The sequence below is a fragment of the Mycobacterium sp. genome, assembly GCF_025965855.1.
Classification (GTDB): Bacteria; Actinomycetota; Actinomycetes; order Mycobacteriales; family Mycobacteriaceae; genus Mycobacterium.
Map to the genome: position 1 here is coordinate 23,638 of NZ_JAOPWB010000182.1, position 25,547 is coordinate 49,184.

23 protein-coding genes and 1 pseudogene are annotated in these 25,547 nt (G+C 67.3%); 20 read left to right on the forward strand and 4 right to left on the reverse strand.

Going from position 1 to position 25,547, the window contains the following annotated elements:
• Nucleotides 1–2 precede the first annotated feature (2 nt).
• From JWP83_RS15290 to JWP83_RS15345, 12 genes are all read left to right on the forward strand, one after another.
• On the forward strand, nt 3–599 hold the full coding sequence (locus JWP83_RS15290) for a TetR family transcriptional regulator (RefSeq protein ID WP_297731395.1): 597 nt from the start codon (nt 3–5) through the stop codon (nt 597–599).
• Nucleotides 600–720: 121 nt separating this feature from the next.
• Nucleotides 721–2,193, forward strand: coding sequence for an adenosylhomocysteinase (ahcY, locus tag JWP83_RS15295; RefSeq protein WP_297731338.1), 1,473 nt, complete (start codon nt 721–723; stop codon nt 2,191–2,193).
• Nucleotides 2,194–2,228: 35 nt separating this feature from the next.
• Complete coding sequence (locus JWP83_RS15300; RefSeq protein ID WP_297731340.1) at nt 2,229–2,873, forward strand: dTMP kinase; 645 nt, start codon at nt 2,229–2,231, stop codon at nt 2,871–2,873.
• Nucleotides 2,874–2,942: 69 nt separating this feature from the next.
• Nucleotides 2,943–3,629, forward strand: coding sequence for a two-component system response regulator MtrA (gene mtrA / locus JWP83_RS15305; RefSeq protein WP_297731342.1), 687 nt, complete (start codon nt 2,943–2,945; stop codon nt 3,627–3,629).
• A gap of 19 nt (nt 3,630–3,648) precedes the next feature.
• Nucleotides 3,649–5,316 carry an MtrAB system histidine kinase MtrB gene (gene mtrB, locus JWP83_RS15310; protein WP_297731345.1) on the forward strand — a complete coding sequence of 556 codons (1,668 nt, stop codon included), beginning with the start codon at nt 3,649–3,651 and terminating at the stop codon, nt 5,314–5,316.
• Nucleotides 5,316–7,082, forward strand: a complete 1,767-nt coding sequence (lpqB, locus tag JWP83_RS15315; RefSeq protein WP_297731347.1) for an MtrAB system accessory lipoprotein LpqB — start codon at nt 5,316–5,318, stop codon at nt 7,080–7,082. The genes mtrB and lpqB overlap by 1 nt, the downstream gene beginning before the upstream one ends.
• Before the next feature lie 39 nt (nt 7,083–7,121).
• On the forward strand, nt 7,122–7,763 hold the full coding sequence (locus JWP83_RS15320; protein ID WP_297731349.1) for a ComF family protein: 642 nt from the start codon (nt 7,122–7,124) through the stop codon (nt 7,761–7,763).
• 306 nt (nt 7,764–8,069) lie between these two features.
• A complete protein-coding gene (raiA, locus tag JWP83_RS15325) occupies nt 8,070–8,768 on the forward strand; it encodes a ribosome-associated translation inhibitor RaiA (RefSeq protein WP_297731351.1) in 699 nt (232 codons plus the stop codon).
• Nucleotides 8,769–8,873: 105 nt separating this feature from the next.
• Nucleotides 8,874–11,714 carry a preprotein translocase subunit SecA gene (gene secA / locus JWP83_RS15330; protein ID WP_297731353.1) on the forward strand — a complete coding sequence of 947 codons (2,841 nt, stop codon included), beginning with the start codon at nt 8,874–8,876 and terminating at the stop codon, nt 11,712–11,714.
• Between the two features lie 100 nt (nt 11,715–11,814).
• Nucleotides 11,815–12,570: a methanethiol S-methyltransferase gene (gene mddA / locus JWP83_RS15335; protein WP_297731357.1), complete on the forward strand. Its 756-nt coding sequence runs from the start codon at nt 11,815–11,817 to the stop codon at nt 12,568–12,570.
• 124 nt (nt 12,571–12,694) lie between these two features.
• Nucleotides 12,695–13,177: a cation:proton antiporter regulatory subunit gene (locus tag JWP83_RS15340; RefSeq protein WP_297731359.1), complete on the forward strand. Its 483-nt coding sequence runs from the start codon at nt 12,695–12,697 to the stop codon at nt 13,175–13,177.
• A gap of 4 nt (nt 13,178–13,181) precedes the next feature.
• The gene (locus tag JWP83_RS15345; protein WP_297731361.1) at nt 13,182–14,318 is read left to right on the forward strand and encodes a cation:proton antiporter; all 1,137 of its coding nucleotides are present in this window, start codon (nt 13,182–13,184) and stop codon (nt 14,316–14,318) included.
• A 3-nt stretch (nt 14,319–14,321) separates the two neighbouring features.
• Here JWP83_RS15345 and JWP83_RS15350 read toward each other — a convergent pair whose 3' ends face one another.
• Entirely contained in the window at nt 14,322–14,831 is a 510-nt protein-coding gene (locus JWP83_RS15350; protein ID WP_367185644.1) for an Rv3235 family protein, read from the reverse strand.
• A 209-nt stretch (nt 14,832–15,040) separates the two neighbouring features.
• On the opposite strand from JWP83_RS15350, the gene JWP83_RS15355 reads away from it, so the two are divergent.
• The 6 genes from JWP83_RS15355 to JWP83_RS15380 all read left to right on the forward strand — a co-directional run bounded on the left by JWP83_RS15355 (nt 15,041) and on the right by JWP83_RS15380 (nt 21,976).
• Nucleotides 15,041–16,459, forward strand: coding sequence for a wax ester/triacylglycerol synthase family O-acyltransferase (locus tag JWP83_RS15355; RefSeq protein WP_297731365.1), 1,419 nt, complete (start codon nt 15,041–15,043; stop codon nt 16,457–16,459).
• Between the two features lie 44 nt (nt 16,460–16,503).
• The gene (gene ppk2, locus JWP83_RS15360; RefSeq protein ID WP_297731367.1) at nt 16,504–17,370 is read left to right on the forward strand and encodes a polyphosphate kinase 2; all 867 of its coding nucleotides are present in this window, start codon (nt 16,504–16,506) and stop codon (nt 17,368–17,370) included.
• Nucleotides 17,370–17,879, forward strand: coding sequence for a hypothetical protein (locus JWP83_RS15365; RefSeq protein WP_297731369.1), 510 nt, complete (start codon nt 17,370–17,372; stop codon nt 17,877–17,879). The genes ppk2 and JWP83_RS15365 overlap by 1 nt, the downstream gene beginning before the upstream one ends.
• 144 nt (nt 17,880–18,023) lie before the next feature.
• Nucleotides 18,024–19,175, forward strand: coding sequence for a ferredoxin reductase (locus JWP83_RS15370; protein ID WP_297731371.1), 1,152 nt, complete (start codon nt 18,024–18,026; stop codon nt 19,173–19,175).
• Nucleotides 19,176–19,262: 87 nt separating this feature from the next.
• Nucleotides 19,263–20,552, forward strand: a complete 1,290-nt coding sequence (locus JWP83_RS15375) for a fatty acid desaturase (protein ID WP_297731373.1) — start codon at nt 19,263–19,265, stop codon at nt 20,550–20,552.
• 413 nt (nt 20,553–20,965) lie between these two features.
• Nucleotides 20,966–21,976: a zinc-dependent alcohol dehydrogenase family protein gene (locus JWP83_RS15380; RefSeq protein WP_297731375.1), complete on the forward strand. Its 1,011-nt coding sequence runs from the start codon at nt 20,966–20,968 to the stop codon at nt 21,974–21,976.
• Nucleotides 21,977–22,122: 146 nt separating this feature from the next.
• Here the strand turns inward: JWP83_RS15380 and JWP83_RS15385 are convergent, their stop codons facing one another.
• A complete protein-coding gene (locus JWP83_RS15385) occupies nt 22,123–22,926 on the reverse strand; it encodes a helix-turn-helix transcriptional regulator (RefSeq protein WP_297731377.1) in 804 nt (267 codons plus the stop codon).
• Between the two features lie 135 nt (nt 22,927–23,061).
• Between JWP83_RS15385 and JWP83_RS15390 the strand changes: the two genes are divergently transcribed.
• A complete protein-coding gene (locus JWP83_RS15390; RefSeq protein WP_297731380.1) occupies nt 23,062–23,538 on the forward strand; it encodes a hypothetical protein in 477 nt (158 codons plus the stop codon).
• A gap of 319 nt (nt 23,539–23,857) precedes the next feature.
• Nucleotides 23,858–24,394, forward strand: coding sequence for a hypothetical protein (locus JWP83_RS15395; protein ID WP_297731382.1), 537 nt, complete (start codon nt 23,858–23,860; stop codon nt 24,392–24,394).
• A 16-nt stretch (nt 24,395–24,410) separates the two neighbouring features.
• On the opposite strand, the gene JWP83_RS15400 is transcribed toward JWP83_RS15395, so the two are convergent.
• Complete coding sequence (locus tag JWP83_RS15400; protein ID WP_297731384.1) at nt 24,411–24,896, reverse strand: DUF302 domain-containing protein; 486 nt, start codon at nt 24,894–24,896, stop codon at nt 24,411–24,413.
• Nucleotides 24,897–24,906: 10 nt separating this feature from the next.
• Nucleotides 24,907–25,140: pseudogene (locus JWP83_RS15405) on the reverse strand (steroid 3-ketoacyl-CoA thiolase); the annotation flags it as partial.
• Between the last annotated feature and the right edge of the window lie 407 nt (nt 25,141–25,547).

Here is a 25,547-nt window from a genome sequence, read left to right on the forward strand (position 1 = left end):
GGATGCCCTACGCCGAGGCGTCGCGCGTCCTGCTGCGCGACTCGGTGCTGGACGCGATGCGGGACCTGCTGCTGGCCCGGGACTGGTCGGCGATCACGCTGTCGGACGTGGCCCGCGCCGCGGGCATCAGCCGGCAGACCATCTACAACGAGTTCGGCTCGCGGCAGGGCCTGGCGCAGGGTTACGCCCTGCGCCTGGCCGATCGCCTGGTCGACGCGGTCCATGCGGCCATCGACGCCAATGTCGGCGACATCCACGAGGCGTTCCTGCAGGGCTTTCGTTCCTTCTTCGCGGACTCGGCGGCAGACCCGCTGGTGATCTCGCTGCTGACCGGCGTCGCCAAGCCCGACCTGCTGCAGATCATCACCACCGACAGCGGGCCCATCATCGCGCGGGCGTCGGCGCGGCTGACCTCGGCGTTGACCCACAGCTGGGTGGCGACCAGTGACGAGGACGCCGGGGTGCTGGCGCGCGCCATCGTGCGGCTGGCGCTGAGCTATGTGTCCATGCCCCCGGAGGCCAATCACGACGTGGCGGCGGACCTGGCCCGGCTGATGACGCCGTTCGCGGAGCGCCACGGTGTCGTCAAACTTCCCTGAGCTTGCCTGACCCTTGGGACGCGGGCACCCGCGACTACAGTGGCGGAAGAACATACCTAAGCTAAGTACCGCTTGGATCCGAGTGGCCACCAAAGAAGGCTGAAGAAGGAAGAGTCACGTTATGACGACGACCGAAAACGCGTTAACTCCCGACGTTCGCAACGGCATCGACTTCAAGGTCGCCGACCTGTCGTTGGCGGATTACGGCCGCCGGGACATCGAGCTCTCCGAGCAGGAGATGCCGGGTCTGATGTCGTTGCGCCGCGAGTACGCCGAAGTGCAACCGCTCAAGGGGGTGCGGGTTTCGGGCTCGCTGCACATGACGGTGCAGACCGCCGTGCTCATCGAGACCCTCGTCTCGCTCGGCGCCGAGGTCCGCTGGGCGTCGTGCAACATCTTCTCCACCCAGGACCACGCCGCCGCGGCCGTCGTCGTCGGCCCGCACGGCACGCCCGAGGAGCCGAAGGGCGTACCGGTGTTTGCCTGGAAGGGCGAGACGCTGGAGGAGTACTGGTGGGCCGCCGAGCAGATGCTGACCTGGCCCGACCAGCCCGCGAACATGATCCTCGACGACGGCGGCGACGCCACCATGCTGGTGCTGCGCGGCGCGCAGTACGAGAAGGCCGGTGTGGTGCCGCAAGCCGAGGACGACGACTCCACCGAGTGGAAGGTCTTCCTGGAGCTGCTGCGCCGCCGGTTCGAGACCGACAAGGACAAGTGGACGAAGATCTCCGAGTCGGTCAAGGGCGTCACCGAGGAGACCACCACCGGCGTGCTGCGGCTCTACCAGTTCGCGGCGGCCGGCGATTTGGCCTTTCCGGCGATCAACGTCAACGACTCGGTCACCAAGTCCAAGTTCGACAACAAGTACGGCTGCCGCCACTCGCTGATCGACGGCATCAACCGGGGCACCGACGTGTTGATCGGCGGCAAGAAGGTGCTGATCTGCGGCTACGGCGACGTGGGCAAGGGCTGCGCGGAGTCGGTCAAGGGCCAGGGGGCGCGGGTCGTCGTCACCGAGGTCGACCCGATCAACGCGCTGCAGGCCCTGATGGAGGGCTTCGACGTCAAGACGGTCGAGGACGCGATCGGCGAGGCGGACATCGTCATCACCGCCACCGGTAACAAGGACATCATCACGCTGGCGCACATGAAGGCGATGAAAGACCACGCGGTCCTGGGCAACATCGGGCACTTCGACAACGAGATCCAGGTCTCCGCACTGGAGCGCTCAGGCGCCACCAAGGTAAACATCCGCCCGCAGGTCGACGTGTGGACCTTCCCCGACAGCGGCAAGTCGATCATCCTGCTGTCAGAGGGCCGGCTGCTGAACCTCGGCAACGCCACCGGACACCCGTCGTTCGTGATGAGCAACAGCTTCTCCAACCAGGTGATCGCGCAAATCGAGCTGTGGACCAAGAACGACGAGTACGACAACGAGGTGTACCGGCTGCCCAAGCACCTCGACGAGAAGGTGGCCCGCATCCACGTCGAGGCCCTCAGCGGCAAGCTGACCAGGCTGACCAAGGAGCAGGCCGAGTACATCGGCGTCGACGTCGAGGGCCCCTACAAGGCCGACCACTACCGCTACTGAGTCCGGCGCTCGGCCGGCGGCGATAGGCTCGCGCCGTGCTGATCGCGATCGAAGGCGTCGACGGCGCCGGCAAGCGGACCCTGTCCGAGGGCCTGCAACAAGCCTTCAAGGCCGCCGGGCTGTCGGTGGCGACGCTGGCCTTCCCGCGCTACGGGCAATCGGTGACCGCCGACGTCGCGGCCGAGGCGCTGCGCGGCGAGCACGGCGACCTCGCGTCGTCGGCGTACGCGATGGCGATGCTCTTCGCGCTCGACCGCGCCGGAGCGGTCGGCAAAATCGAGGCGCTGGGCCGTGCGCACGACGTGGTGATCCTGGATCGCTACGTCGCCTCCAACGCGGCCTACAGCGCCGCGCGCCTGCACCAGGACGCGGCGGGGGAGGCGGCGGCCTGGGTGCATCGGCTCGAATACGCGCGGTTGCGGTTGCCCCCGCCCGACTGGCAGGTGCTGCTCGCGGTGCCCGCCGAGCTCGCCGCGCAGCGGGCCCGGCATCGGGCCGAGGACGAGCCGGGCCGCGCGCGCGACAGCTACGAACGTGACGACGGACTGCAGCAGCGCACCGGCGCCGTCTACGCCGAGTTGGCCGCCGCCGGCTGGGGCGGGCGATGGCTGGTCGTCGACGCGGACGTCGATCCGGGGGCGCTGGCGGCGTCTCTGACGGCTCCAGATGGGCGATTTTGACGGTATTTGACCCCATCACCCAAGAAACGCCCGTGTGGTGCCCGAGTTTTATCCCGATCTGGTGACACCATGGACTCCATGAGGCAAAGGATTTTGGTCGTCGATGACGACGCTTCGCTGGCTGAGATGCTCACCATCGTGCTGCGTGGGGAGGGCTTCGACACCGCGGTCATCGGTGACGGTACTCAGGCCCTGACCGCGGTGCGCGAGTTGCGCCCCGATTTGGTGCTGCTGGACCTGATGCTGCCGGGCATGAATGGCATCGACGTGTGCCGGGTCTTGCGCGGCGACTCCGGCGTCCCCATCGTGATGCTGACCGCCAAGACCGACACCGTGGACGTGGTGCTCGGCCTGGAGTCGGGCGCCGACGACTACATCATGAAGCCGTTCAAGCCCAAGGAGCTGGTCGCCCGGGTGCGCGCGCGGCTGCGGCGCAACGACGACGAGCCCGCCGAGATGCTTTCCATCGCCGACGTCGACATCGACGTACCCGCGCACAAGGTCACCCGCAACGGCGAGCAGATCTCCCTCACACCGCTGGAGTTCGACCTGTTGGTCGCGCTGGCACGCAAACCGCGCCAGGTGTTTACTCGTGATGTGCTGCTCGAACAGGTGTGGGGATATCGGCACCCGGCGGACACCCGCCTGGTGAACGTGCACGTCCAGCGTCTGCGGGCCAAGGTCGAGAAAGACCCTGAGAACCCGACCGTGGTGTTGACCGTTCGAGGAGTGGGATACAAGGCCGGACCTCCGTGATCCGGGAGCGGCGCCATTGATGTGGTGGGGCTCGCGGCAACGCACTAGGAGTCGCTGGGGGCGCTCTGGCCCCATGACCCGCGGTATGGGCGCCTTGAGTCGAGCCGTCGGCGTTGCCTGGCGCCGATCGCTGCAACTGAGAGTCGTGGCGCTGACCCTCGGACTCTCGCTGGCGGTGATCCTCGCGCTCGGCTTCGTGCTGACCAGCCAGGTCACCAACCGCGTACTGGACGTGAAGGTCAGGGCCGCCATCGAGCAGATCGAGCGGGCGCGCACGACCGTCGCCGGGATCGTCAACGGCGAGGAGACGCGCTCCCTGGACAGCAGCCTTCAGCTGGCCCGCAACACGCTGACGTCCAAGACCGACCCCGCCTCGGGCGCCGGGCTGGCCGGCGCGTTCGACGCGGTCCTGATGGTGCCGGGCGACGGACCGCGCGCCGCCACCACGGCCGGACCTGTCGACCAGGTGCCCAACGCGTTGCGCGGCTTCGTCAAGGCCGGACAGGCGGCCTATCAGTACGCCACGGTGCACACGGACGGCTTCTCCGGACCGGCGCTGGTCATCGGCACACCGACGTCGTCGCAGGTGGCCAACCTCGAGCTGTACCTGATCTTTCCGCTGAAGAACGAGCAGGCCACCATCCAGCTGGTGCGCGGCACGATGATCACCGGCGGCGCGGTGCTGCTGGTGCTGCTCGCCGGGATCGCGCTGCTGGTCTCCCGCCAGGTGGTGGTGCCGGTCCGGTCGGCGTCGCGGATCGCCGAGCGGTTCGCCGAGGGGCATCTGTCCGAACGAATGCCGGTGCGCGGTGAAGACGACATGGCGCGGCTGGCCGTGTCGTTCAACGACATGGCCGAGAGCCTGTCCCGCCAGATCACCCAGCTCGAGGAGTTCGGCAACCTGCAGCGCCGCTTCACCTCCGACGTCAGCCACGAACTGCGGACCCCGCTGACCACCGTGCGCATGGCCGCCGACCTGATCTACGACCACAGCGCCGACCTCGACCCCACGCTGGCCCGGTCCACCGAGCTGATGGTCAGCGAGCTGGACCGGTTCGAAACCCTGCTCAACGACCTGCTCGAGATCTCCCGGCACGACGCCGGTGTGGCCGAGCTGTCCGTCGAGGCGGTGGACCTGCGCACCACCGTGCAAAGCGCGCTGGGCAGCGTCGGCCACCTGGCCGAGGAGGCCGGGATCGAGCTGCTCGTCGACATGCCCAGCGAGGAGGTGATCGCCGAGGTCGACGCACGCCGGGTGGAGCGGATCCTGCGCAACCTGATCGCCAACGCCATCGACCACGCCGAGCACAATCCGGTGCGCATCGTGATGGGCGCCGACGAGGACACCGTCGCCGTCACCGTTCGCGACCACGGGGTGGGGCTGCGGCCCGGCGAGGAAAAGCTGGTGTTCAGCCGGTTCTGGCGCTCGGACCCGTCGCGGGTGCGCCGGTCCGGCGGCACCGGGCTGGGCCTGGCGATCAGCATCGAGGACGCGCGGCTGCACCAGGGCCGGCTGGAGGCGTGGGGCGAGCCCGGCCAGGGGGCGTGCTTCAGGCTGACGCTGCCGCTGGTTCGCGGCCACAAGGTCACCACCAGCCCGCTGCCGTTGAAGCCGATCTCGGAGCCGCCCGCGCCGCCACGCCAGGACCGCCAGCGCCCACGCGAGCACGCCGAGAGGGGCATCTGATGCGGCGGCTGCTGACGATATTGCCGCTGCTTTCACTGGCGCTGTTGCTCGCCGGCTGTGCGGGGGTGCCCAGCTTCTCGGCCCCGCAAGCCATCGGCACCGTCGAACGGCCGGCGCCGTCGAACCTGCCCAAGCCGACCCCGGGCATGGATCCCGACGTGTTGCTGCGCGAATTCCTCAAGGCCACAGCCGATCCGGCGAACCGGCACCTGGCGGCGCGGCAATTTCTCACCCAGTCGGCGTCCAACGCGTGGGACGACGCCGGTAGCGCCCTGCTGATCGACCACGTGGTGTTCGTGGAAACCCGTGGCGCCGAACGGGTTTCGGTGACCATGCGGGCCGACATCCTGGGCTCGCTGTCCGATGTGGGTGTGTTCGAAACAGCCGAGGGCGTGCTGCCGGACCCGGGCCCGATCGAGTTGGTCAAGACGTCGGGGGGCTGGCGAATCGACCGCCTGCCCAACGGGGTCTTCCTGGACTGGCAGCAGTTCCAGGCGACCTACAAACGCAACACGCTGTACTTCGCCGACCCGACCGGCAAGACGGTGGTGCCCGATCCCCGCTACGTCGCGGTGTCCGATCACGACCAGCTGGCCACCGAGCTCGTGTCCAAGCTGCTGGCCGGGCCGCGCCCCGAGATGGCCCACACGGTGCGCAACCTGCTCGCCCCGCCGCTGCGGCTGCGCGGGCCGGTGATGCGGGCCGACGGTGGCAAGAATGGCATCGGGCGCGGTTACGGCGGCGCCCGCATCGATCTGGAGAAACTGTCCACCACCGATCCGCACAGCAGGCAATTGCTTGCCGCACAGATCATTTGGACGCTGGCCCGGGCCGACATCAGGGGCCCGTACGTGATCAACGCCGACGGCGCACCGCTGGACGACAGGTTCGCCGACGGGTGGACCACCTCCGACGTCGCCGCCACCGACCCGGGTGTGGCCGACGGCGCGGGGGCGGGGGTGCATGCCCTGGTCAACGGGTCGCTGGTCGGGTTGGACGGGCAGCACGCCACCACCGTGCCAGGGGCGTTCGGGCGGATGGGGGATCAGACCGGCGCCGCGCTGTCCCGCAGCGGGCGGCAGGTGGCGTCGGTGGTGACGCTGCGACGCGGCGCCCCGGACCAGGCGGCGTCGCTGTGGATTGGTGACCTCGGTGGCGAGGCGGTGCAGTCCGCCGACGGGCACAGCCTGACGCGGCCCAGCTGGTCGCTGGACGACGCCGTGTGGGTGGTGGTCGACAACAACAACGTGCTGCGGGCGATTCAGGAGCCGGCGTCGGGGCAACCCGCGCGGATCCCGGTCGACTCGGCGGTGGTGGCTGCCAGCTTCCCGGGGCCGATCACCGACCTGCAGCTGTCCCGCGATGCCACCCGCGCCGCGATGGTGATCAACGGCCAGGTGATCCTCGCCGGTGTCGAGCAGACCCAGGCCGGGCAGTACGCCCTGACCTACCCGCGGCGGCTGGGTTTCGGCCTGGGCAATTCGGTGGTCTCGCTGTCGTGGCGGACCGGCGATGACATCGTGGTGACCCGCACCGACACCAGCCATCCGGTGTCCTACGTCAACCTCGACGGGGTGAACTCCGACGCCCCGGCCCGCGGCCTGCGGACACCGCTGACGACGGTCGCGGCCAACCCGTCGACCGTGTACGTCGCGGCTCCGCAAGGCGTGCTGCAGTATTCGGCCTCGGCCCCCGAAAGCCAGCAGAGCTGGTCGGAGGTGTCCGGGTTGTCGGTGCCCGGGGCGGCGCCCGTGCTGCCGGGCTAGCCGCGCCTCGATGTCGGCCGTGCCCGCCACACTGACCATGTGCTCGACCTGATCCTGCCGCTGGAATGCGGCGGCTGCGGGGCGCCGTCGACCCGCTGGTGCGAGGCATGCGCGCTAGAGCTCGACGTCAAGCCCGACGAGCCGCACGTGGTCAACCCCCGCATCGACCCGGAGGTGCCGGTCTTCGCGCTCGGCCGCTACGCCGGCGCCCGCCGCCGGGCGATCCTCGCGATGAAGGAGAAGGGGCGCGGCGACCTCGCGGCGCCGATGGCCCGGGCACTGGCAGTCGGGGTCCACCGGTTGCTGACGTGGGGAATGATCGAGACCCCGCTGACGATCGTGCCGGCACCGACGAGGCGTTCGGCGGCGCGCCGGCGCGGCGGCGACCCCGTCACCCGGCTGGCCCGGGCCGCGGTGGCCGGGCATCCCGACATCGACGTCGCGCCGGCGTTGCGGATGAAGGCGCTGGCCCGCGACTCGGTGGGGCTCGGCACGTCCGCGCGCGAGCGCAACATCGCCGGCCGGGTGGTGCTGCGCGGCCGGCGGCCGGGCGCGCAAGTCTGTGAGGTCCTCGTCGTCGACGACGTCGTCACCACCGGGGCGACGGCCCGCGAATCGGTGCGGACACTGCGCGCCGCCGGGGTTCGCGTGGCCGCGGTGCTGGCGATTGCGGCCGCGTGAAACTGTGCGGCGGGCAAGAGGTTGTGAAGAACTCGCAACAGCTGTGCGAAATCAGTGGCATCCCAAGGCGAACACGAGCTAACGTCGAGGACAACCTTCAGGAACATCCTGGGCCCGGGTCACAACGCATTCGTCGCGATTTCCCGGGTCGATACGCCACTCGCGGAGGGGGTGAGTATTCGACACCTTGCATCGGCGGGCAGCCTGCGCGGTGACCTCTGGAAACCGTTCCAACCCCGTCGGCGCGTCCTCTGAACAGCCGGCACGCAGCGCGTGCGACGTGGAAAAGGAAACGAGTTGACACGTATGTCAAGGCTTACCGCGGATTCCGGTCAGATTCTCGAGCAACCGCCGGCAGAAAACACCGAGCCGGCCGAACTGACCATCAACGCCGAAGTCGTGTTCAAGGGTCGCAACGTCGAAATCCCCGATCACTACCGCATCTACGTCTCGCAAAAACTCGCCCGCCTCGAACGATTCGATCGCTCCATCTACCTTTTCGACGTCGAGCTCAAACACGCGCCCAACCGGCGTCAGCGCAAGTCCTGTCAGCGCGTCGAAATCACCGCCCGCGGGCGCGGGCCGGTCACCCGCGCGGAGGCCTGCGCCGACAGCTTCTACGCCGCCTTCGAGTCCGCGGTCGACAAGCTGGAGAACCGGCTGCGCCGCGTCAAGGACCGCCGCAAGGTTCACTACGGCGACAAGACGCCGGTGTCCCTGGCCGCCGCCACCGCGGTGGCGCCGTCGCCGGGCAAGGCCTTCAACGACGAACCGGTGGAGCCGCACCAACACGACGGCGCCGGAGTGGAGCACGACGACCACGAGCCGGGGCGGGTGGTGCGCACCAAGGAGCACCAGGGCACGCCGATGTCGGTCAACGAGGCGCTCTACGAGATGGAGCTGGTCGGGCACAACTTCTTCTTGTTCTACGACAAGGAGACCGAACGGCCATCCGTCGTCTACCGCCGGCACGCCTACGACTACGGGTTGATCAGGCTTTCCTGACCTGGGCCCGACCGCCGAGCGCCGACGTCGCCGGCTTTACGAGCGTGTCACCTACGATGGATGGCGCCTCATCCCGACGATCGACATCCAACAGGGGACATAGCTGTGCTATCGAAGTTGCTGCGCCTTGGTGAAGGTCGCATGGTCAAGCGCCTCAAGCGGGTGGCCGACTATGTCAACACGTTGTCCGACGACATCGAGAAGCTCACGGACGCCGAGCTGAGGGCCAAAACCGACGAGTTCAGGAAGCGCGTGGACGAGGGCGAGTCCCTCGACGACCTGCTGCCCGAGGCGTTCGCCGTGGCCCGCGAGGCCGCGTGGCGGGTCCTGGACCAGCGCCCGTTCGACGTGCAGGTGATGGGCGCGGCCGCGCTGCACCTGGGCAACGTCGCCGAGATGAAGACCGGTGAAGGCAAGACCCTGACCTGCGTGTTGCCCGCCTACCTCAACGCGCTGGCCGGCAAGGGCGTGCACATCGTCACGGTCAACGATTACCTGGCCAAGCGCGACAGCGAGTGGATGGGCCGGGTGCACCGCTTCCTGGGCCTGCAGGTCGGGGTGATCCTGGCGCAGATGACGCCCGACGAACGGCGCGTCGCCTACAACGCCGACATCACCTACGGCACCAACAACGAGTTCGGCTTCGACTACCTGCGCGACAACATGGCGCACTCGCTCGACGACCTGGTCCAGCGCGGTCACAGCTACGGCATCGTCGACGAGGTCGACTCCATCCTGATCGACGAGGCCCGCACTCCGCTGATCATCTCCGGTCCGGCCGACGGCGCCTCCAACTGGTACAGCGAGTTCGCCCGGCTGGCGCCGCTGATGCAAAAGGACATCCACTACGAGGTCGACCTGCGCAAACGCACCGTCGGCGTGCACGAAAAGGGCGTGGAGTTCGTCGAGGACCAGCTCGGCATCGACAACCTCTACGAGGCGGCCAACTCGCCGCTGGTCAGCTACCTGAACAACGCGTTGAAGGCCAAGGAGCTGTTCAACCGCGACAAGGACTACATCGTCCGCGACGGCGAGGTGCTCATCGTCGACGAGTTCACCGGGCGCGTGCTCATCGGCCGCCGCTACAACGAGGGCATGCACCAGGCCATCGAGGCCAAGGAGCACGTCGAGATCAAGGCCGAGAACCAGACGCTGGCCACCATCACGCTGCAGAACTACTTCCGCCTCTACGAAAAGCTCGCCGGCATGACCGGCACCGCCCAGACCGAGGCGGCCGAGCTGCACGAGATCTACAAGCTGGGCGTGGTCTCCATCCCCACCAACAAGGCGATGATCCGCACCGACTGCTCCGACCTCATCTACAAGACCGAGGAAGCCAAGTACATCGCGGTGGTCGACGACGTCGAGGAGCGCTACGACAAGGGGCAGCCGGTCCTGATCGGCACCACCAGCGTCGAGCGTTCGGAGTACCTGTCGCGGCAGTTCCAGAAGCGCCGCATCCCCCACAACGTGCTCAACGCCAAGTATCACGAGCAGGAGGCGACCATCATCGCGGTGGCGGGCCGCCGCGGTGGCATCACCGTCGCCACCAACATGGCCGGCCGCGGCACCGACATCGTGCTCGGCGGCAACGTCGACTTCCTCACCGACCAGCGGCTGCGTGCTCGGGGCCTCGATCCGGTGGAGACGCCCGACGAGTACGAGGTGGCCTGGCACGAGGAGCTGCCCATCGTCAAGGAGGAGGCCGGCGCGGAGGCCGCCGAGGTGATCGAGGCCGGCGGCCTGTACGTGCTGGGCACCGAACGCCACGAGTCGCGACGCATCGACAACCAGCTGCGTGGCCGTTCCGGCCGCCAGGGCGACCCGGGGGAGTCGCGCTTCTATTTGTCGCTGAGCGACGAGCTGATGCGCCGCTTCAACGGTGCCGCCCTGGAGGCGATGCTCAACCGGCTGAACCTGCCCGACGACGTGCCGATCGAAAACAAGATGGTCACCCGCGCGATCAAGAGCGCCCAGACGCAGGTCGAGCAGCAGAACTTCGAGGTCAGAAAGAACGTCCTCAAGTACGACGAGGTGTTGAACCAGCAGCGCAAGGTGATCTACGCCGAGCGCCGCCGCATCCTGGAGGGCGAGAACCTCAAGGATCAGGCGCTGGACATGGTCCACGACGTGGTCACCGCCTACGTCGACGGTGCGACCGTCGAAGGCTACGCCGAGGATTGGGACCTGGACGCGCTGTGGTCGGCGCTGAAGACGCTGTACCCGCTCGGGATCGCGCACGAGAGCCTGACGCACCCGGACGCGGACTCCGACCGCGACGACCTCACCCGCGAGGAGCTGCTCGACGCGCTGCTGAAGGACGCCGAACGCGCTTACGCCACAAGGGAAGCCGAGCTCGAGGAAATCGCCGGCGAGGGTGCGATGCGTCAGTTGGAGCGCAACGTGTTGCTCAACGTCATCGACCGCAAGTGGCGCGAGCACCTCTACGAGATGGACTACCTCAAGGAGGGCATCGGGCTGCGGGCGATGGCGCAGCGCGACCCGTTGGTGGAGTACCAGCGCGAGGGCTACGACATGTTCATGGCCATGCTCGACGGCATGAAAGAGGAGTCGGTCGGCTTCTTGTTCAATGTCACCGTGGAGGCGGCGCCCGCTCCCCAGGTCGCCCCGGTGCAGATGCCCGAGGGGCTGGCGGAATTGGGGACCACCGCTGCCGGACAGCCGGATGGCGAAGGCGAAGCGCCCGCCGTGGAGCGCGAAGAGGCTCCAAGCACGCTGCGCGCCAAGGGCATTGATGACGAGGTGCCCGCCCTCACGTACTCCGGCCCGTCCGAGGACGGTTCGGCGCAGGTGCAACGCAACGGCGGTGGCGCGCAGAAGACGCCGGCCGGTGTGCCCGGCGGCGCCAGCCGCCGCGAGCGTCGTGAGGCCGCGCGGCGGCAGGGTCGCGGCGCCAAACCGCCGAAATCGGTGAAGAGGCGTTAACCTCGCCGGCGGCCGTAGTCAGAATTGACTAGGGCCCGTCGCGCGAAGTTGAGGCAAATGAGCTATATGCCAAAGTGTTTGCGCGCCGGACACTGAGGCCATGAAGCGTTACTTGATCATCGGTTACGGCGCGGCGGCTTACCTGCTGTTCCTCGCGGCCTTCTTGTATCTCATTGGTTTCGTGGCCAACATCCTGGTGCCTCGAACCGTCGATCACGGGCTCCCCGCGCCGATCGGTCAGGCTGTGGTGGTCAACGCGTTACTGGTGGGCGCGTTCGGCGTCCAGCACAGCGTCATGGCGCGGCCGGCGTTCAAGGCGTGGTGGACCCGGTTCGTGCCGCCGTCAATGGAGCGCAGCACCTATGTGGTGCTGTCAAGCGCCGTGCTGGTGCTGCTCTACTGGCAATGGCGAGACATGCCGGCCGTCATCTGGGATGTGCGGCAGCCGGCGGGACGTCTGGCAGTGTGGGCGCTGTTCTGGCTGGGCTGGGCGATCGCGCTGGCCTCGACCTTCATGGTCAGCCACTTCGACCTGTTCGGCCTTCGGCAGGTGTATCTGGCGTGGCGCGGAAAACCCTATACCCACATAGGTTTTAACGCCCGGCTGCTCTACCGGTTGGTGCGCCACCCGCTCATGCTCGGTTTCCTCATCGCCTTCTGGGCGGCGCCCACCATGACCGCCGGACACCTGCTCTTCTCGATCGCCATGACGGGTTACATCCTGATCGCTGTGCAGCTCGAAGAGCGCAATCTGGTAGCGGAGCTGGGCGACGAATACCGCGATTACCGCCGCGAGGTGCCCATGCTGCTACCCGGGCGGACCCGGCAACCGGCCGAAACGGTTGGCCAGCACTAACTCTTGAGAAGCTTGCCGAAGCCCGCGGGCGTAACGCCACTGCGAATTTCCGTGCGATATTTCGCCGTGGCGTTACGCCCGCGGCCGCTTACATCGGTCCCGCCCAGCTGCGAGGATGGACGGCATGGATGTCAAGGAGGTGTTGCTGCCCGGCGTCGGTCTACGGTACGAGTTCACTAGCCACCAGGGTGACCGGATCGGGATCATCGCACGCCGCGGCGGCGATTTCGACGTCGTCCTGTACGGCACCGACGATCCCGACCGGGCCCGACCGGTCCTGCATTTGACCGACGCCGAGGCCGAGGCCGTGGCCCAGATCCTGGGCGCGCCGCGCATCGCTGAGCGGTTCACCGAACTCTCCCGAGAGGTGCCGGGCCTCGAGACGGGGCAGGTCCACATCGTGGCGGGCAGCCCGTTCGTGGGCCACCCGCTGGGTGACACCCGCGCCCGCACCCGCACCGGAGCGTCGATCGTCGCGATCGTGCGCAACGAAGAGGTACTCGCCTCGCCCGGTCCGGCCGAAATGCTGCTAGCGCGAGACGTTCTGATCGTGATCGGCACCGAAGACGGCATCGCCGGTGTCGAGCGGATCATCGATAAGGGTTGAGCGGATGCAGGTTTCGGGGGCGCTGCTGTTCCAACTCGGCGCCCTCCTGACCACGCTCGCCGTATTGGGCGCGGTCGCACGGCGTTTCGCGTTGTCCCCGATACCGGTCTACCTGTTGGCGGGCCTCTCGCTGGGCAAGGGCGGCCTGCTGCCGGTGGCCGCGGCCGGCGAGTTCATCGAGACGGCCGCGCCCATCGGCATCGTGCTGTTGCTGCTGACCCTGGGCCTGGAATTCTCGGCGACCGAATTCGCCAGCAGCCTGCGGCACCACCTGCCGTCCGCCGGCGTCGACATCGTCCTCAACGCCACCCCCGGTGCGGTGGCCGGCTGGCTGCTGGGGTTGGACGGCGTCGCCATCCTGGCCCTGGCCGGGGTCACCTACATCTCGTCGTCGGGCGTCATCGCGCGCGTGCTGGTCGACCTGGGCCGGCTCGGCAACCGGGAAACGCCGGCGGTGCTCTCGGTGCTGGTTCTCGAGGATTTCGCGATGGCCGCCTACCTGCCGCTGTTCGCGGTGGTGGCGTCGGGCGGGGGCTGGGTGCATGCGGTCGCCGGCATGACCGGCGCGGTCGGCGCGCTGCTGGCCGCGTTCGCGGCGTCCTACCGCTGGGGCCACCACGTCGGCCGGCTGGTCGAGCACCCCGACTCCGAGCAGCTGTTGCTGAGGGTCCTCGGCGTCACCCTGATGGTGGCGGCGGTGGCGGAGGTCCTGCACGCGTCGGCCGCCGTCGGCGCGTTCCTGGTGGGCCTGACCCTGACCGGGGCGACGGCCGACCGGGCCCGCAGGGTGCTGGGCCCGCTGCGTGACCTGTTCGCGGCCCTCTTCTTTCTGGCGATCGGCCTCTCGGTTGACCCGCACGAGCTTCTTCCGATGCTGCCGGTGGCGCTGGCCCTGGCCGCCGTCACCGCGGCGACCAAGGTAGCCACCGGGATGCTCGCCGCGCGGCGCGATGGCGTGGGGCGGCGCGGGCAGCTGCGCGCGGGCGCCGCGCTCATCGCCAGGGGCGAGTTCTCGCTGATCATCATCGGCCTGGTCGGCACCTCCATCCCCGCGGTTGCCGCGCTGGCGACGTCGTATGTCTTCGTCATGGCGATCGCGGGTCCGGTGCTGGCTCGGTACGCGGGTGGCGCACCCAACTGACCGTCAACCGATGTGCAGGGCCACCACCAGCCATCGGCCGGTTGCCACCCGTTCCACGCGGCACGCGATGGCGTGGATCCGGTCCCCGCGGCTGTAGGACCCGAAAACCTCGGCCGCGGTTTCCGGGTCGCGGCGCCCGGAAGGTTGGAGCCGCATCCGGCGCAGCACCGCGGCCCCGTCATGTCCGCGCGGGCGAACCGCCACCGAACCGCCGATCGAGAGCACGGAATCCACCAATCCGGGCGCCAGCATGGGTCGCAGCTGGGCGGCGGGACGGCGGCGGTCGATGACTTCGAGCACCCGGCGCAGCGCGGCGTCGGCGAAGATCGCCGCTTGGCGCATCGGCGCGGACGTGCCGACGGTGGTCTCCGCCGCCGGTTCCTGTTGTTGCCCGTTCGGTTGCGCGGCGTAGGGCCGGCGGGGCGCACGCGCGCGGCGGCGCAGCGTCGGTTGGGAGGACCGGCGGCACTGGGGGACGTCGCGCCGCGGCGGCTCGTAGTCGACGACGGGAATCACGGCAAAAACGGTCAACGCGCACTCTCCATCGATCAACGGGAGCCTGCTGGAGAGTGGCAGACGGTGGTTGGTAAGTGGTCATCATGGCACAACTCGAGCGCACGCGTACCCGCCCCGAACTTTGGTCCGGCCCGACGATTACCGTAGGCGGGTACAGCCGTTCACCCGAGGACTGAGGACGAATTGACGAGGAGGACCGCGCCGTAATGGTGACCCGGTTGTCCCCGGCGGATGCGTCCTTCTATCGGCTGGAGAACTCGACCACCCCGATGTACGTGGGGTCGCTGTCCATCCTGCGGCGCCCGCGCGCCGGATTGAGTTACGAGTCGCTGTTGGCCACCATCGAACAGCGACTGCCCCAGATACCGCGTTACCGGCAGAAGGTTCGGGAAGTGCGCATCGGCACGGCCAGGCCGGTGTGGCTCGACGACAACGACTTCGACATCACCTATCACGTGCGGCGGTCGGCGCTGCCGTCGCCGGGCAGCGACGAGCAGCTGCACGAGCTGATCGCGCGGCTGGCCGCGCGGCCGCTGGACAAGTCGCGGCCGCTGTGGGAGATGTACCTGGTCGAAGGCCTGGCCAAGAACCGGGTCGCGCTGTATACGAAGTCCCACCAGGCGCTGATCAACGGCATGACGGCGCTGGAAATCGGCCATGTCATCGCCGACCGGACGCGCCGTCCGCCGCCGTTCCCCGAAGACATCTGGATACCGGAACGCGACCCCGGTAACACGCGGTTGGCTCTGGGTGCGATCGGCGACTGGATGGCCGGGCCGGGCACGCAGCTGCAGGCCGTCGGGTCCGCGGTGGCCGGATTGGTGACCAACTACGGCGAGCTCGTCGAAGCGGGCCGCCGCGCCGTCGACATCGCGCGCGCGGTGGCGCGCGGCACGGCGCCCAGTAGCCCGCTCAACGCGACCGTTTCGCGCCACCGCAGGTTCACGGTCGCTCGCGGCAACCTCGAGGACTACCGCGCCGTGCGCGCGCGCTACGACTGCGACATCAACGACGTGGTACTCGCCGTGGTGGCCGGCGCACTGGGCAGCTGGCTGCTGTCGCGCGGGGTAGCGGTGTCACCGACCGCGACGGTCCGCGCGATGGCGCCGCTCTCGATCTACGCCGACGACGGACTCGACTCGACCCGCCCCGGCCAAACGATCAGTCAGGTGATGCCCTTCCTCGTTGATCTGCCGGTGGGGGAGGCCAACCCGGTGGTGCGGCTGTCGCAGATCGCCCACGCCACCGAATCCAACCCGACCGCCGCCAGCCTGGTCGACGCCCGGACCATCGTCACTTTGTCGGGTTTTGCGCCACCGACCCTGCACGCTATGGGCATCCGCGTCGCCACCGGCTTCCCGAGCTTTTCCAAGCGGACGTTCAACCTGTTGATCACCAACGCCCCGGGCGCCCAGTCGCAGATGTACATCGCCGGCACCAAGTTGCTGGAGACCTACGCCGTCCCACCGCTGCTGCACAATCAGGCGCTGGCGATCAGCGTGACCTCTTATAACGGCATGCTGTATTTCGGAATCAACGCCGATCGCGAGGCGATGAGCGACGTCGACGTGCTGCCGGGCCTGTTGACCCAATCCCTCGAGGAACTTCTCGAAGCTTCCCGCTGATTAGTCGGGGTGAAAATCGGTGCCTGGATCTATGATTCGTTCTTGTGAGCACTGCGACAAATGACGGGGCGTCGGCCAAGGCGAGCGGAAAGAAATCGGCCACGCCGCCCGCGCGCAAGACATCCGACGATGTCTACCAAACCGAAATATTCCGGTTACAAACGGAATTCGTGAAGTTGCAGGAGTGGGTGCGGCATGTTGGTGCGCGTGTCGTGATCCTCTTCGAGGGCCGCGACGGGGCCGGCAAGGGCGGAACGATCAAACGGATCACCGAATACCTGAACCCGCGCGTCGCCCGTATCACGGCATTGCCCGCGCCGACCGATCGCGAACGGGGCCAGTGGTACTACCAGCGCTACATCGCCAACCTACCCGCCAGAGGCGAAATCGTGCTCTTCGACCGATCGTGGTACAACCGCGCCGGAGTGGAAAGGGTCATGGGATTCTGCACGCCACAGGAGTATGTGCTCTTTTTGCGGCAGACGCCCATCTTCGAGCAGATGCTGATCGACGACGGGATCGTGTTGCGCAAGTATTGGTTTTCCGTCTCCGAGGCCGAGCAGCTGCGCCGGTTCAGGGCACGACTGAATGACCCTGTCCGCCAATGGAAACTCAGCCCCATGGATATGGACTCGCTGTATCGGTGGCAGGATTATTCGCGCGCCAAAGACGAGATGATGGTGCACACCGACACCCCGGTAAGCCCTTGGTACATAGTCGAATCCGACATCAAGAAGCACGCCCGGCTGAACATGATGGCCCATCTGCTGTCAACGATCGAGTACTACGACGTGGGCCGGCCCAAGGTCAAGCTGCCCAAGGAGCCGGTGGTGAGCGCGAACTACCAGCGCCCGCCGCGTGAGCTGTCGAACTACGTCGACGACTACGCGGCCACGTTAGTCGGGGGCTGATGATCCAGGTCTACATCCCGGCCACGCTGGCGATGTTGCAGCGGCTCGTCGCGGACGGCTCCCTGTGGCCGGTCAACGGCACCGCGTTCGCGGTGACGCCGACGTTGCGCGAGGCCTACGCGGAGGGCGACGACGACGAGCTCGCCGACGTGGCGCTGCGCGAGGCGTCGCTGGCGTCGCTGCGGCTGCTGGCGGCCGATGTTCCGGGAGACCAGGCCGCCCTGCCGCCCCGGCGCGCGGTGCTGGCCGCTGAGGTCGACGACGCCAAGTACCGTCCCGATCTCGACGACGCCGTGGTCAGGCTGGGCGCGTCCGTCACGATCGACCAGGTGGTTGCCGCCTACGTCGACAACGCCGCCGCCGAGCCGGCCGTCACCGGGGCCATCGAGGTCATCGACGCCGCCGACCTGGGCGACGAGGACGCCGAGCTGATCGTCGGCGACGCGCTGGACCACGAGCTGGCCTGGTACGCGAACCAGGAATTGCCTTTCCTGCTTGACTTGCTCTGACGAGCCGAATGTGACGGATTCGCGACCTGCGCGCCTGGATACGACACCGTAAGTTACGGTACCGTAGCCTTTATCAGGGGCGGGCCTGGAACCGCCTCCACCGTGAGCGGAAGCCAAGCGCCGCATCGTGAGCAGGAGCTTCCAATGAGTAAGCGATACGAATCGATCACCGCGAACGTGGTCGAGACCAAGCGCCCCGTTGTCGCCGGGGCCGACAGACATCCCGGCTGGCACGCGCTGCGCAAGCTAGCCGCGCGCATCACCACGCCGCTGTTGCCGGACGACTACCTGCACCTGGCCAACCCGCTGTGGTCCGCGCGGGAATTGCGGGGACGCATCCTCGATGTCCGCCGGGAGACCGAAGATTCCGCGACCCTGGTGATCAAACCGGGCTGGGGCTTCAGCTTCGACTACCAGCCCGGCCAGTACATCGGGATCGGGCTGCTGGTCGACGGGCGCTGGCGGTGGCGGTCGTATTCGCTGACCTCGAGCCCGGCTATGACCTCCGGGTCGGGTGCCCCGCGCACGGTGACCATCACCGTCAAGGCGATGCCCGAGGGATTCCTGTCCACCCACCTGGTGGCCGGTGTCGAGCCCGGGACCATCGTGCGGCTGGCCGCGCCGCAGGGCAACTTCGTCCTGCCCGACCCGGCGCCGCCGTCGATCCTGTTTCTCACGGCCGGTTCCGGGATAACGCCGGTGATGTCGATGCTGCGGACGTTGGTGCGCCGCAACCAGATTGGTGACGTTACGCACCTGCATTCGGCGCCCACCGAGTCCGACGTGATGTTCCGCGGGGAGCTGGCCGCGCTGGCCGCCGATCAGCCGGGCTACCGCCTGCAGGTGCGGGAGACGCGCACGCAAGGCAGACTCGACCTGGCCTCGCTGGACCGCGAGGTTGCGGATTGGCGCGGGCGTCAGACGTGGGCATGCGGGCCGGAGGGCATGCTCACCCAGGCCCAGAAGGTGTGGTCGTCGGCGGGCATCGGCGACCGGCTGCACCTGGAGCGGTTCGCCGTGTCCAGGGCCGCGCCCGCCGGGGCCGGCGGAACGGTCACGTTCGCACGCAGCGGGCGCGAAGCCGCGGCCGACGCCGCGACGTCGTTGATGGATGCCGGCGAAGGCGCCGGTGTGCAGATGCCCTTCGGCTGCCGGATGGGCATCTGCCAGTCCTGCGTGGTAAGCCTGGTGGACGGCCACGTTCGCGATCTGCGAACCGGCACCGAACACGAGCCCGGGACGCGGATTCAGACGTGCGTGTCGGCCGCCTCCGGTGATTGCGTGCTCGACATCTAAAGATTACTCACAGGTAACCTACGGATTCGTAGGTTACGATAGCGTAGGCATTGACCAGACAACAGGACAGTAGGGAGATGACGACGAGTGGCGATCACAGACGTCGACGTATTCGCCCATCTGACGGACGCTGACATCGAAAGCCTGGCCGTTGAGCTGGACGCCATCCGCCAGGATATTGAAGACTCTCGCGGGGCGCGCGACGCCAGCTACATCCGCCGCACCATCGCCGCGCAGCGTGCGCTGGAGGTGGCCGGCCGGCTGGTGCTGGCCGCCAGTTCGCGGCGCTCGGCATGGTGGGCGGGCACCGTCACGCTGGGCGTGGCCAAGATCATCGAGAACATGGAGATCGGCCACAACGTCATGCACGGCCAGTGGGACTGGATGAACGATCCGGAGATCCACTCCTCGACGTGGGAGTGGGACATGAGCGGGTCGTCCAAGCACTGGCGCTACACCCACAACTTCGTGCACCACAAGTACACGAACATCCTCGGGATGGACGACGACGTCGGCTACGGCTTGCTGCGCGTCACCCGCGACCAGCGCTGGAAGCGATTCAATCTCTTGAACTTGGTGTACAACACCATTCTGGCGCTCGGCTTCGAGTGGGGCGTCGGACTGCAGCACGTCGAGCTGGGCAAGATCGTCAAGAAGCGGATGGACCAGGACGAGCTGCGGCAGCGGACCCTGGAGTTCGTGGCCAAGGCGGGCCGCCAGGCCGTCAAGGACTATGTTGCGTTCCCGGCGCTGACCTCGCTGTCGCCCGGCGCGACGTACCGCTCCACGCTGACGGCCAACGCGATCGCCAACGTCATCCGCAACGTCTGGGCCAACGCCGTGATCTTCTGCGGCCACTTCCCTGACGGCGCAGAGAAGTTCACCAAGACCGACATGATCGGCGAAACCAAGGGCCAGTGGTACCTGCGCCAGATGCTCGGCAGCGCCAACTTCGAAGGCGGATGGCTGCTGCGGTTCATGAGCGGCAACCTGTGCCACCAGATCGAGCACCACCTGTACCCCGATCTGCCGAGCAACCGGCTGCACGAGATCTCGGTGCGGGTGCGCGCGCTGTGCGACAAGTACGACTTGCCTTACACCACAGGCTCTTTCCTGGTGCAATACGGAAAGACCTGGCGCACGATTGCCAAACTGTCGTTGCCGAACAAGTACCTGCGCGACGACGCCGACAACGCGCCGGAGACCCGCAGCGAGCGGATGTTCGCGGAGTTGGAGTCCGGATTCGCGGGCACCGATCCGGCGACCGGCCGCCGGCGTGGCCTCAATACCGCCATTGCCACCGTGCGTAGCTGGCGGCGCGCCAAGCGCGCCAAGAGCCAACGGGCACAGGGCCGCAGGGACGGCCTGGCCGCCTAGCCGTCGCTCGCCGAGCGTGTACACCGCGCGAGATTTCCGCTTCTTTTTCGCCGTGGGTGCACGTTCGGCGCTTGTCTCTTTCGCGGACCAGGCTGGGGGAGGCCCCGTGCCGGGGTCCGAGGGAGGCGCGGGCGTGACCGATATGGGCGAACCGTACTACCCCACTGTGGCTGGATACCCTCGCCGACGACGTCACCTTGGGGCTGCCATACCATACCGATCCGATTCGGTTCGGAAGGTCGTCCCATTTCTGAGACCCTAAAAACCCCGCCGTGGTGGCAGCATTAGAGCTGGTACGGCTGTAATCGGCGCGCTGATCCGGATCTTCGCCGCCAGGGGCGGGGCCGACGCTATGCGGCCGAACCAATGTGGGATCGGGATCCGACCGAAGGGGCGTCAGGGAAATGCGAACGATGCGGTCTGTCGTCGCCGATACGTTGGGCGAACCGTCCGAGGTCCTGCACCTGCAGACCCGCCCGATACCGGAACCCGGTCCCGGCCAGGTCCGGATCCGGGTAAGCGCTGTACCTGTCCATGCCAGCGATCTGCATACCATCCGCGGCAGATACGGGTTTATCCCGGAGTTCCCGACAGTGCCCGGAATCGAATCCGTCGGTGTGATCGACGAACTTGGCAGCGGCACAGAGGGTCTGACCGTCGGGCAACGTGTCATCACGATCGGAGTCACCGGCACGTGGCAGGAGTATGTGGTTGCCGATGCCGGGCGGGTCTTGCCTGTTCCCGCCGGCATGAGCAATTCCACGGCCGCTCAGGTTCTCGCCAATCCGCTCACCGCCGTCATCTTGACCGGTGATGAACTCGATGTCCGACCGGGCGAATGGCTGCTGCAGACCGCGGCCGGTTCAACAGTGGGCCAGTCGGTGATCCAACTCGGGGCGCACATCGGCTTCAAGACCCTCAACGTGGTCCGCCGTCGATCCGCTGTCGAGGACATCCTCGCGCTGGGGGGCACCGCGGTGACCTGCACCGAGGATGAGGACCTGTGCGAACGGGTGGCCGACATCGCAGGCCCCCAAGGCGTGTCCAAGGCGATCGACTGCGTCAGCGGTCAGGTGGGTGCGGACGTGTCGCGTGCGCTGGCACCGCACGGTGAGCTGGTCGTCTACGGTGCGCTGTCCACGCACCGCCAAACCGATTCCGACAAACTCACCATCCCCATCTTCGCGCGCTCGCTGATCTACGAAACCAAGACCGTTCGGGGGTTCTGGCTGTTCCGCTGGTTCACCGATACCCCGAAGGATCGGATGGCCGCAGCGATCGGACGCACCGTTCGGCTCGCCGACAGCGGCGCGTTGCGCGTGCCGGAGGGCCAGCCGATCCCGGTCGAAAAGTTCAGCGAAGCCGTCTATTTGGCCGAAGCTCCCGCACACGGGGGCAAACCGCTGCTGGTGTTCGAATCATAGTAGGTAGATCTGTTCGACACATTCGAGCCGACGGCCGAAGAGAAGACGGCCGATGCCCTGCCTGCGAATGCCCATGCTGAACGCCGCGGCAGCGAGTTCCTGTCCAGAGTCGTGGCCCCTGTTGGGCCGCGCTCATCCACTTCGGGTTATGAAGCTGCGAGTGTCTCGAGCGCTTTTGCCGAATCACTGCCCGGCTCGGGGTGGTAAATGAACACCTGAGTGTCGGAGTCGGGGACGCTGAGCCTCGTGCGGCGAAGGTAGAGATCACCCGCTACGGGATGTCGCACGTGGAGGATGCCGGTGCGGTATCCGACATCTGCGCGCGCCCAGAGTTCGCCGAACCGGTTGCTGGCTGCCGAGAGTTCGTCGATCAAGGCGCGTAAGCGGGGATCGCCCAAGTCGCCGGCCGCGGATTCCCGTAACCCACTCACCGCGACCTCAGTTGCCTCGTCCCAATCGACGAAGAAATCGCGAGCAGCCGGTGCCAACAGACGCCACCGCAGGAAGTTTTCGCCGGGGGCGAACCCGGGTGACAATGCGCGGGCAATCGCATTGGCGGCCAACACATCCTGGTATCGATTGGCGACGATCGCCGGAAGCGAGATGTGCTCGATCAGCTGATCCAGACCGTCAGCCGCCGTCTCTGCAACAGGTCGAGGGCGATGCGCCGCGCGCAAGCCCGCAAGCCCGTGAAGATGTTCTGTGGCTTTGACATCCAGTCGCAGTGCCCCGGCGAGCGCATCGAGCACCTGTGCGGACGGGTGCTGGTCACGGCCTTGCTCGAGTCGCAGGTAGTAGTCGACGCTAATCCCGGCGAGCATCGCCAATTCCTCGCGGCGCAATCCCGGGACGCGCCTGCGAGGTCCGGAACCCAACCCGACATCCTCGGGGCGGATTTGTTCGCGGCGTGCGCGCAGGAAGTCACCCAGCGCGCTGGCCGATGGCGACATTGCCCAATCTTAAGGCTGTCCCTCGCAATACCAGGATCAACAAGGCTTCCCCCCGAGGTCCAAGCAGGAATTCGCAATGGCGGCGATGCGCTTCCCATGGACGAAAGATCAAATCCATCAAGCAAGGAGGACACGATGTCCACGATTCACTTCCACCGGTCGACAGCCTCAACCCCCGAGCAATTCATCGCCGGGCTCACTGACTTCGGACCGGGCCGTTCCGAGCTCTTTCCGAACAGCGCCGATGGCGACCTCAAAGTGCACCACAAGGGAGCGCGCGACGCCGATGTCACCGAAGGTTCAGGCGGCATCTGGGAACGCCTGCACTACGACTGGTCCGATCCCAACCACATCACGCTGACGACCACCGACTCGAACACCTGGGGAGGTGCGTCAGGCTATGTCTACACCCTCAGCCCCCGTCCCGACGGCACCACGAATGTGGACGTTGTCATTGTCCGCGAGGGCAAGAACTTCAAGGGACGCGTCCTGTCGGCCGTACTCGGAACCATCGGCAAGGGCGTATTGAGGAAGGCGTTCAGCCACAGCGTCAAGGCCATCGAGACGCGCAGCGACGCCGGACCAGCGCAAATTGACGCAAGCGTCCGCTAGCGAAGGCCATCGCGAAGACGGGATTGAGCGGGTGAAATGCCGCCGAAGGCGCCTCTGGCCGCATGTCCTGGCGGCCTAGGGGTTTGCACCGAGCGCTTTCGCCGAATAGCCAGTGGCACAGGCGTTTTAACTGGATCAGTACAATCCAGAAATCATTCGCCGCAGAATCAGCTCTTAGGGCTTGGCTGGGCTGCGTCCCACCCGTGCTCCGATCAACCCTGCCGTCCCGGAGAGCGCGCCGAGCGCATTGCATTTTCGCGGACGACGCGGCCCCCAGCGCCTAGGTCTACGCTCGAGGAGGTACGAGGAAAGGCACGCGATGCTCGTAGCGTTCGGATTCGAAGCCCTGGGTGTGGTCGTCGGCGACATGTATTTCGTCGACCCGCGCCCGCTCACCGGTCAGGAGACCCCGGAGCGGGGAATCAGACTGGAACTCCGCCTTATCGACCGGGCCGAGCCCCAGGGATCGATCTACGCGGGCATCCCGATCGCCTTCACCCGCCCCGTGTGGCGGGTAGACCTTTTCGGATCCGCAGAGAGCCCACCCGGGACGCTGGACCGGGCCCATCACCACCCCAGTTTCGACGGTTGGGAACCGGGACGCCGACACTTCGTCCCCGAGCTCTCAGCCGACCCGCTGTCGTGGCTGGCCGATCAGCTGGCGGACCCGGCCACCGTGCTGGCCCGGGCAGGAGTCGATGCCGATGAGGTCGGCGAAGCCGACAAGGCGGGCCTCGCCGCGGCGTCCCCGGAGATCGTCGCCGCGGTGAAACGGATGCTCGACGGGGTGCGAGACGGGGAATTGGCCCCGGCCCCGGCCCAGCCGGTTGCCGCGGCCCGCACCGGCTGGCTCTGATTCGGCCCAGCGCGGGTCATGAGCCGCTCGTCACCTTGGTTGCCAGCTCCGCCAGCTTGGCGTCGCGTTCCTCTGCGGCGCTGAGCAGTTCTGGATTGTGCTCGACGACCATCAGCGACGACGGCTTGACGTAGCTCAGGCTGCTGCGGTTCTCGCGCTCGTCCATCAGGAGCAGCTCGACCGGGGCGAACAACCCCGCGCTCACGTCGTGACGCAGCATCGTGATCGCGATGAGCGGGTTGCCGAGGATCACGCGCATCACCTTGCCGTCGATGCCGGCCTTGGCGATCCACGCGCCGTGGTCGAGCAGGGCGAACAACATGAAACCGCTTGGCCCGGCGTGGGGCTCGACCTTCTCCTGGTAGGCCTGCCAGCTGTCGGCGGCCACCGCGAATTCGTTGATGCGCACCGGCTTGTCGCCGATATCGGCCAGCAGCTCGTCGTAGCTCTTCGCGCTGTCGTAGCGCACTCGCACGCCGTCGAACTGGGTCTCGCGCGGCATGGCCGGGCTCCTAAAGCCGTTCGATGATGGTGGCGTTGGCCATGCCGCCGCATTCACACATGGTCTGCAGGCCATAGCGTCCACCCCGCTGTTCAAGAGCGTTGACCAACGTGGTCATGATGCGCGCGCCGCCGGCGCCCAGCGGATGACCAATCGCGATGGCGCCACCGCTGGCGTTGGTCTTGGCCAGATCTGCCCCGGTGTCGTGCGCCCAGGCCAGCACAATTGACGCGAACACCTGATCGTGGGTGGACGGCTATCTCTTTGCGGCCCGTGGGCCGCGCCGACGCGCTGCCCTCGTTTACCTGTTGACGCACATCAGGCGTTCACTGGGCCGGGCCGCGTCTTCGCCAAAATAATTGTCAAATATGAATCATCAAATGATGCCAACCTGCAGACTCGGTAAGGAGCCGCAGTAGCGGGGCCGCACTTCGCGGGGTAATAGAGCGTATCCGTTAGGCAGGCTCACACAGCGGCCTCACCTTCGATGGAGAGGAATTGATATGCGCGCCATCCAGATTGAACAGTTCGGCGACCCCGCACAGGTGATCCGCGTCGTCGACATCGAGGAGCCGCCGCCACCGGGTCCGCATGAGGTTCTGGTGAGCGTTGAGGTCTCGCCGTTGAACAAACACGACCTACTGGTTGTCA

Excerpts from the sequence above, each read along its gene's own strand:
- JWP83_RS15290 (WP_297731395.1), top strand. The coding sequence starts at position 3 with ATGCCCTACGCCGAGGCGTCGCGCGTCCTGCTGCGCGACTCGGTGCTG.
- ahcY (WP_297731338.1), top strand. The coding sequence starts at position 721 with ATGACGACGACCGAAAACGCGTTAACTCCCGACGTTCGCAACGGCATC.
- mtrA (WP_297731342.1), top strand. The coding sequence starts at position 2,943 with ATGGACTCCATGAGGCAAAGGATTTTGGTCGTCGATGACGACGCTTCG.
- mtrB (WP_297731345.1), top strand. The coding sequence starts at position 3,649 with ATGTGGTGGGGCTCGCGGCAACGCACTAGGAGTCGCTGGGGGCGCTCT.
- lpqB (WP_297731347.1), top strand. The coding sequence starts at position 5,316 with ATGCGGCGGCTGCTGACGATATTGCCGCTGCTTTCACTGGCGCTGTTG.
- raiA (WP_297731351.1), top strand. The coding sequence starts at position 8,070 with ATGTCAAGGCTTACCGCGGATTCCGGTCAGATTCTCGAGCAACCGCCG.
- mddA (WP_297731357.1), top strand. The coding sequence starts at position 11,815 with ATGAAGCGTTACTTGATCATCGGTTACGGCGCGGCGGCTTACCTGCTG.
- JWP83_RS15340 (WP_297731359.1), top strand. The coding sequence starts at position 12,695 with ATGGATGTCAAGGAGGTGTTGCTGCCCGGCGTCGGTCTACGGTACGAG.
- JWP83_RS15345 (WP_297731361.1), top strand. The coding sequence starts at position 13,182 with ATGCAGGTTTCGGGGGCGCTGCTGTTCCAACTCGGCGCCCTCCTGACC.
- JWP83_RS15355 (WP_297731365.1), top strand. The coding sequence starts at position 15,041 with ATGGTGACCCGGTTGTCCCCGGCGGATGCGTCCTTCTATCGGCTGGAG.
- JWP83_RS15365 (WP_297731369.1), top strand. The coding sequence starts at position 17,370 with ATGATCCAGGTCTACATCCCGGCCACGCTGGCGATGTTGCAGCGGCTC.
- JWP83_RS15370 (WP_297731371.1), top strand. The coding sequence starts at position 18,024 with ATGAGTAAGCGATACGAATCGATCACCGCGAACGTGGTCGAGACCAAG.
- JWP83_RS15380 (WP_297731375.1), top strand. The coding sequence starts at position 20,966 with ATGCGGTCTGTCGTCGCCGATACGTTGGGCGAACCGTCCGAGGTCCTG.
- JWP83_RS15385 (WP_297731377.1), bottom strand. The coding sequence starts at position 22,926 with ATGTCGCCATCGGCCAGCGCGCTGGGTGACTTCCTGCGCGCACGCCGC.
- JWP83_RS15390 (WP_297731380.1), top strand. The coding sequence starts at position 23,062 with ATGTCCACGATTCACTTCCACCGGTCGACAGCCTCAACCCCCGAGCAA.
- JWP83_RS15395 (WP_297731382.1), top strand. The coding sequence starts at position 23,858 with ATGCTCGTAGCGTTCGGATTCGAAGCCCTGGGTGTGGTCGTCGGCGAC.
- JWP83_RS15400 (WP_297731384.1), bottom strand. The coding sequence starts at position 24,896 with ATGCCGCGCGAGACCCAGTTCGACGGCGTGCGAGTGCGCTACGACAGC.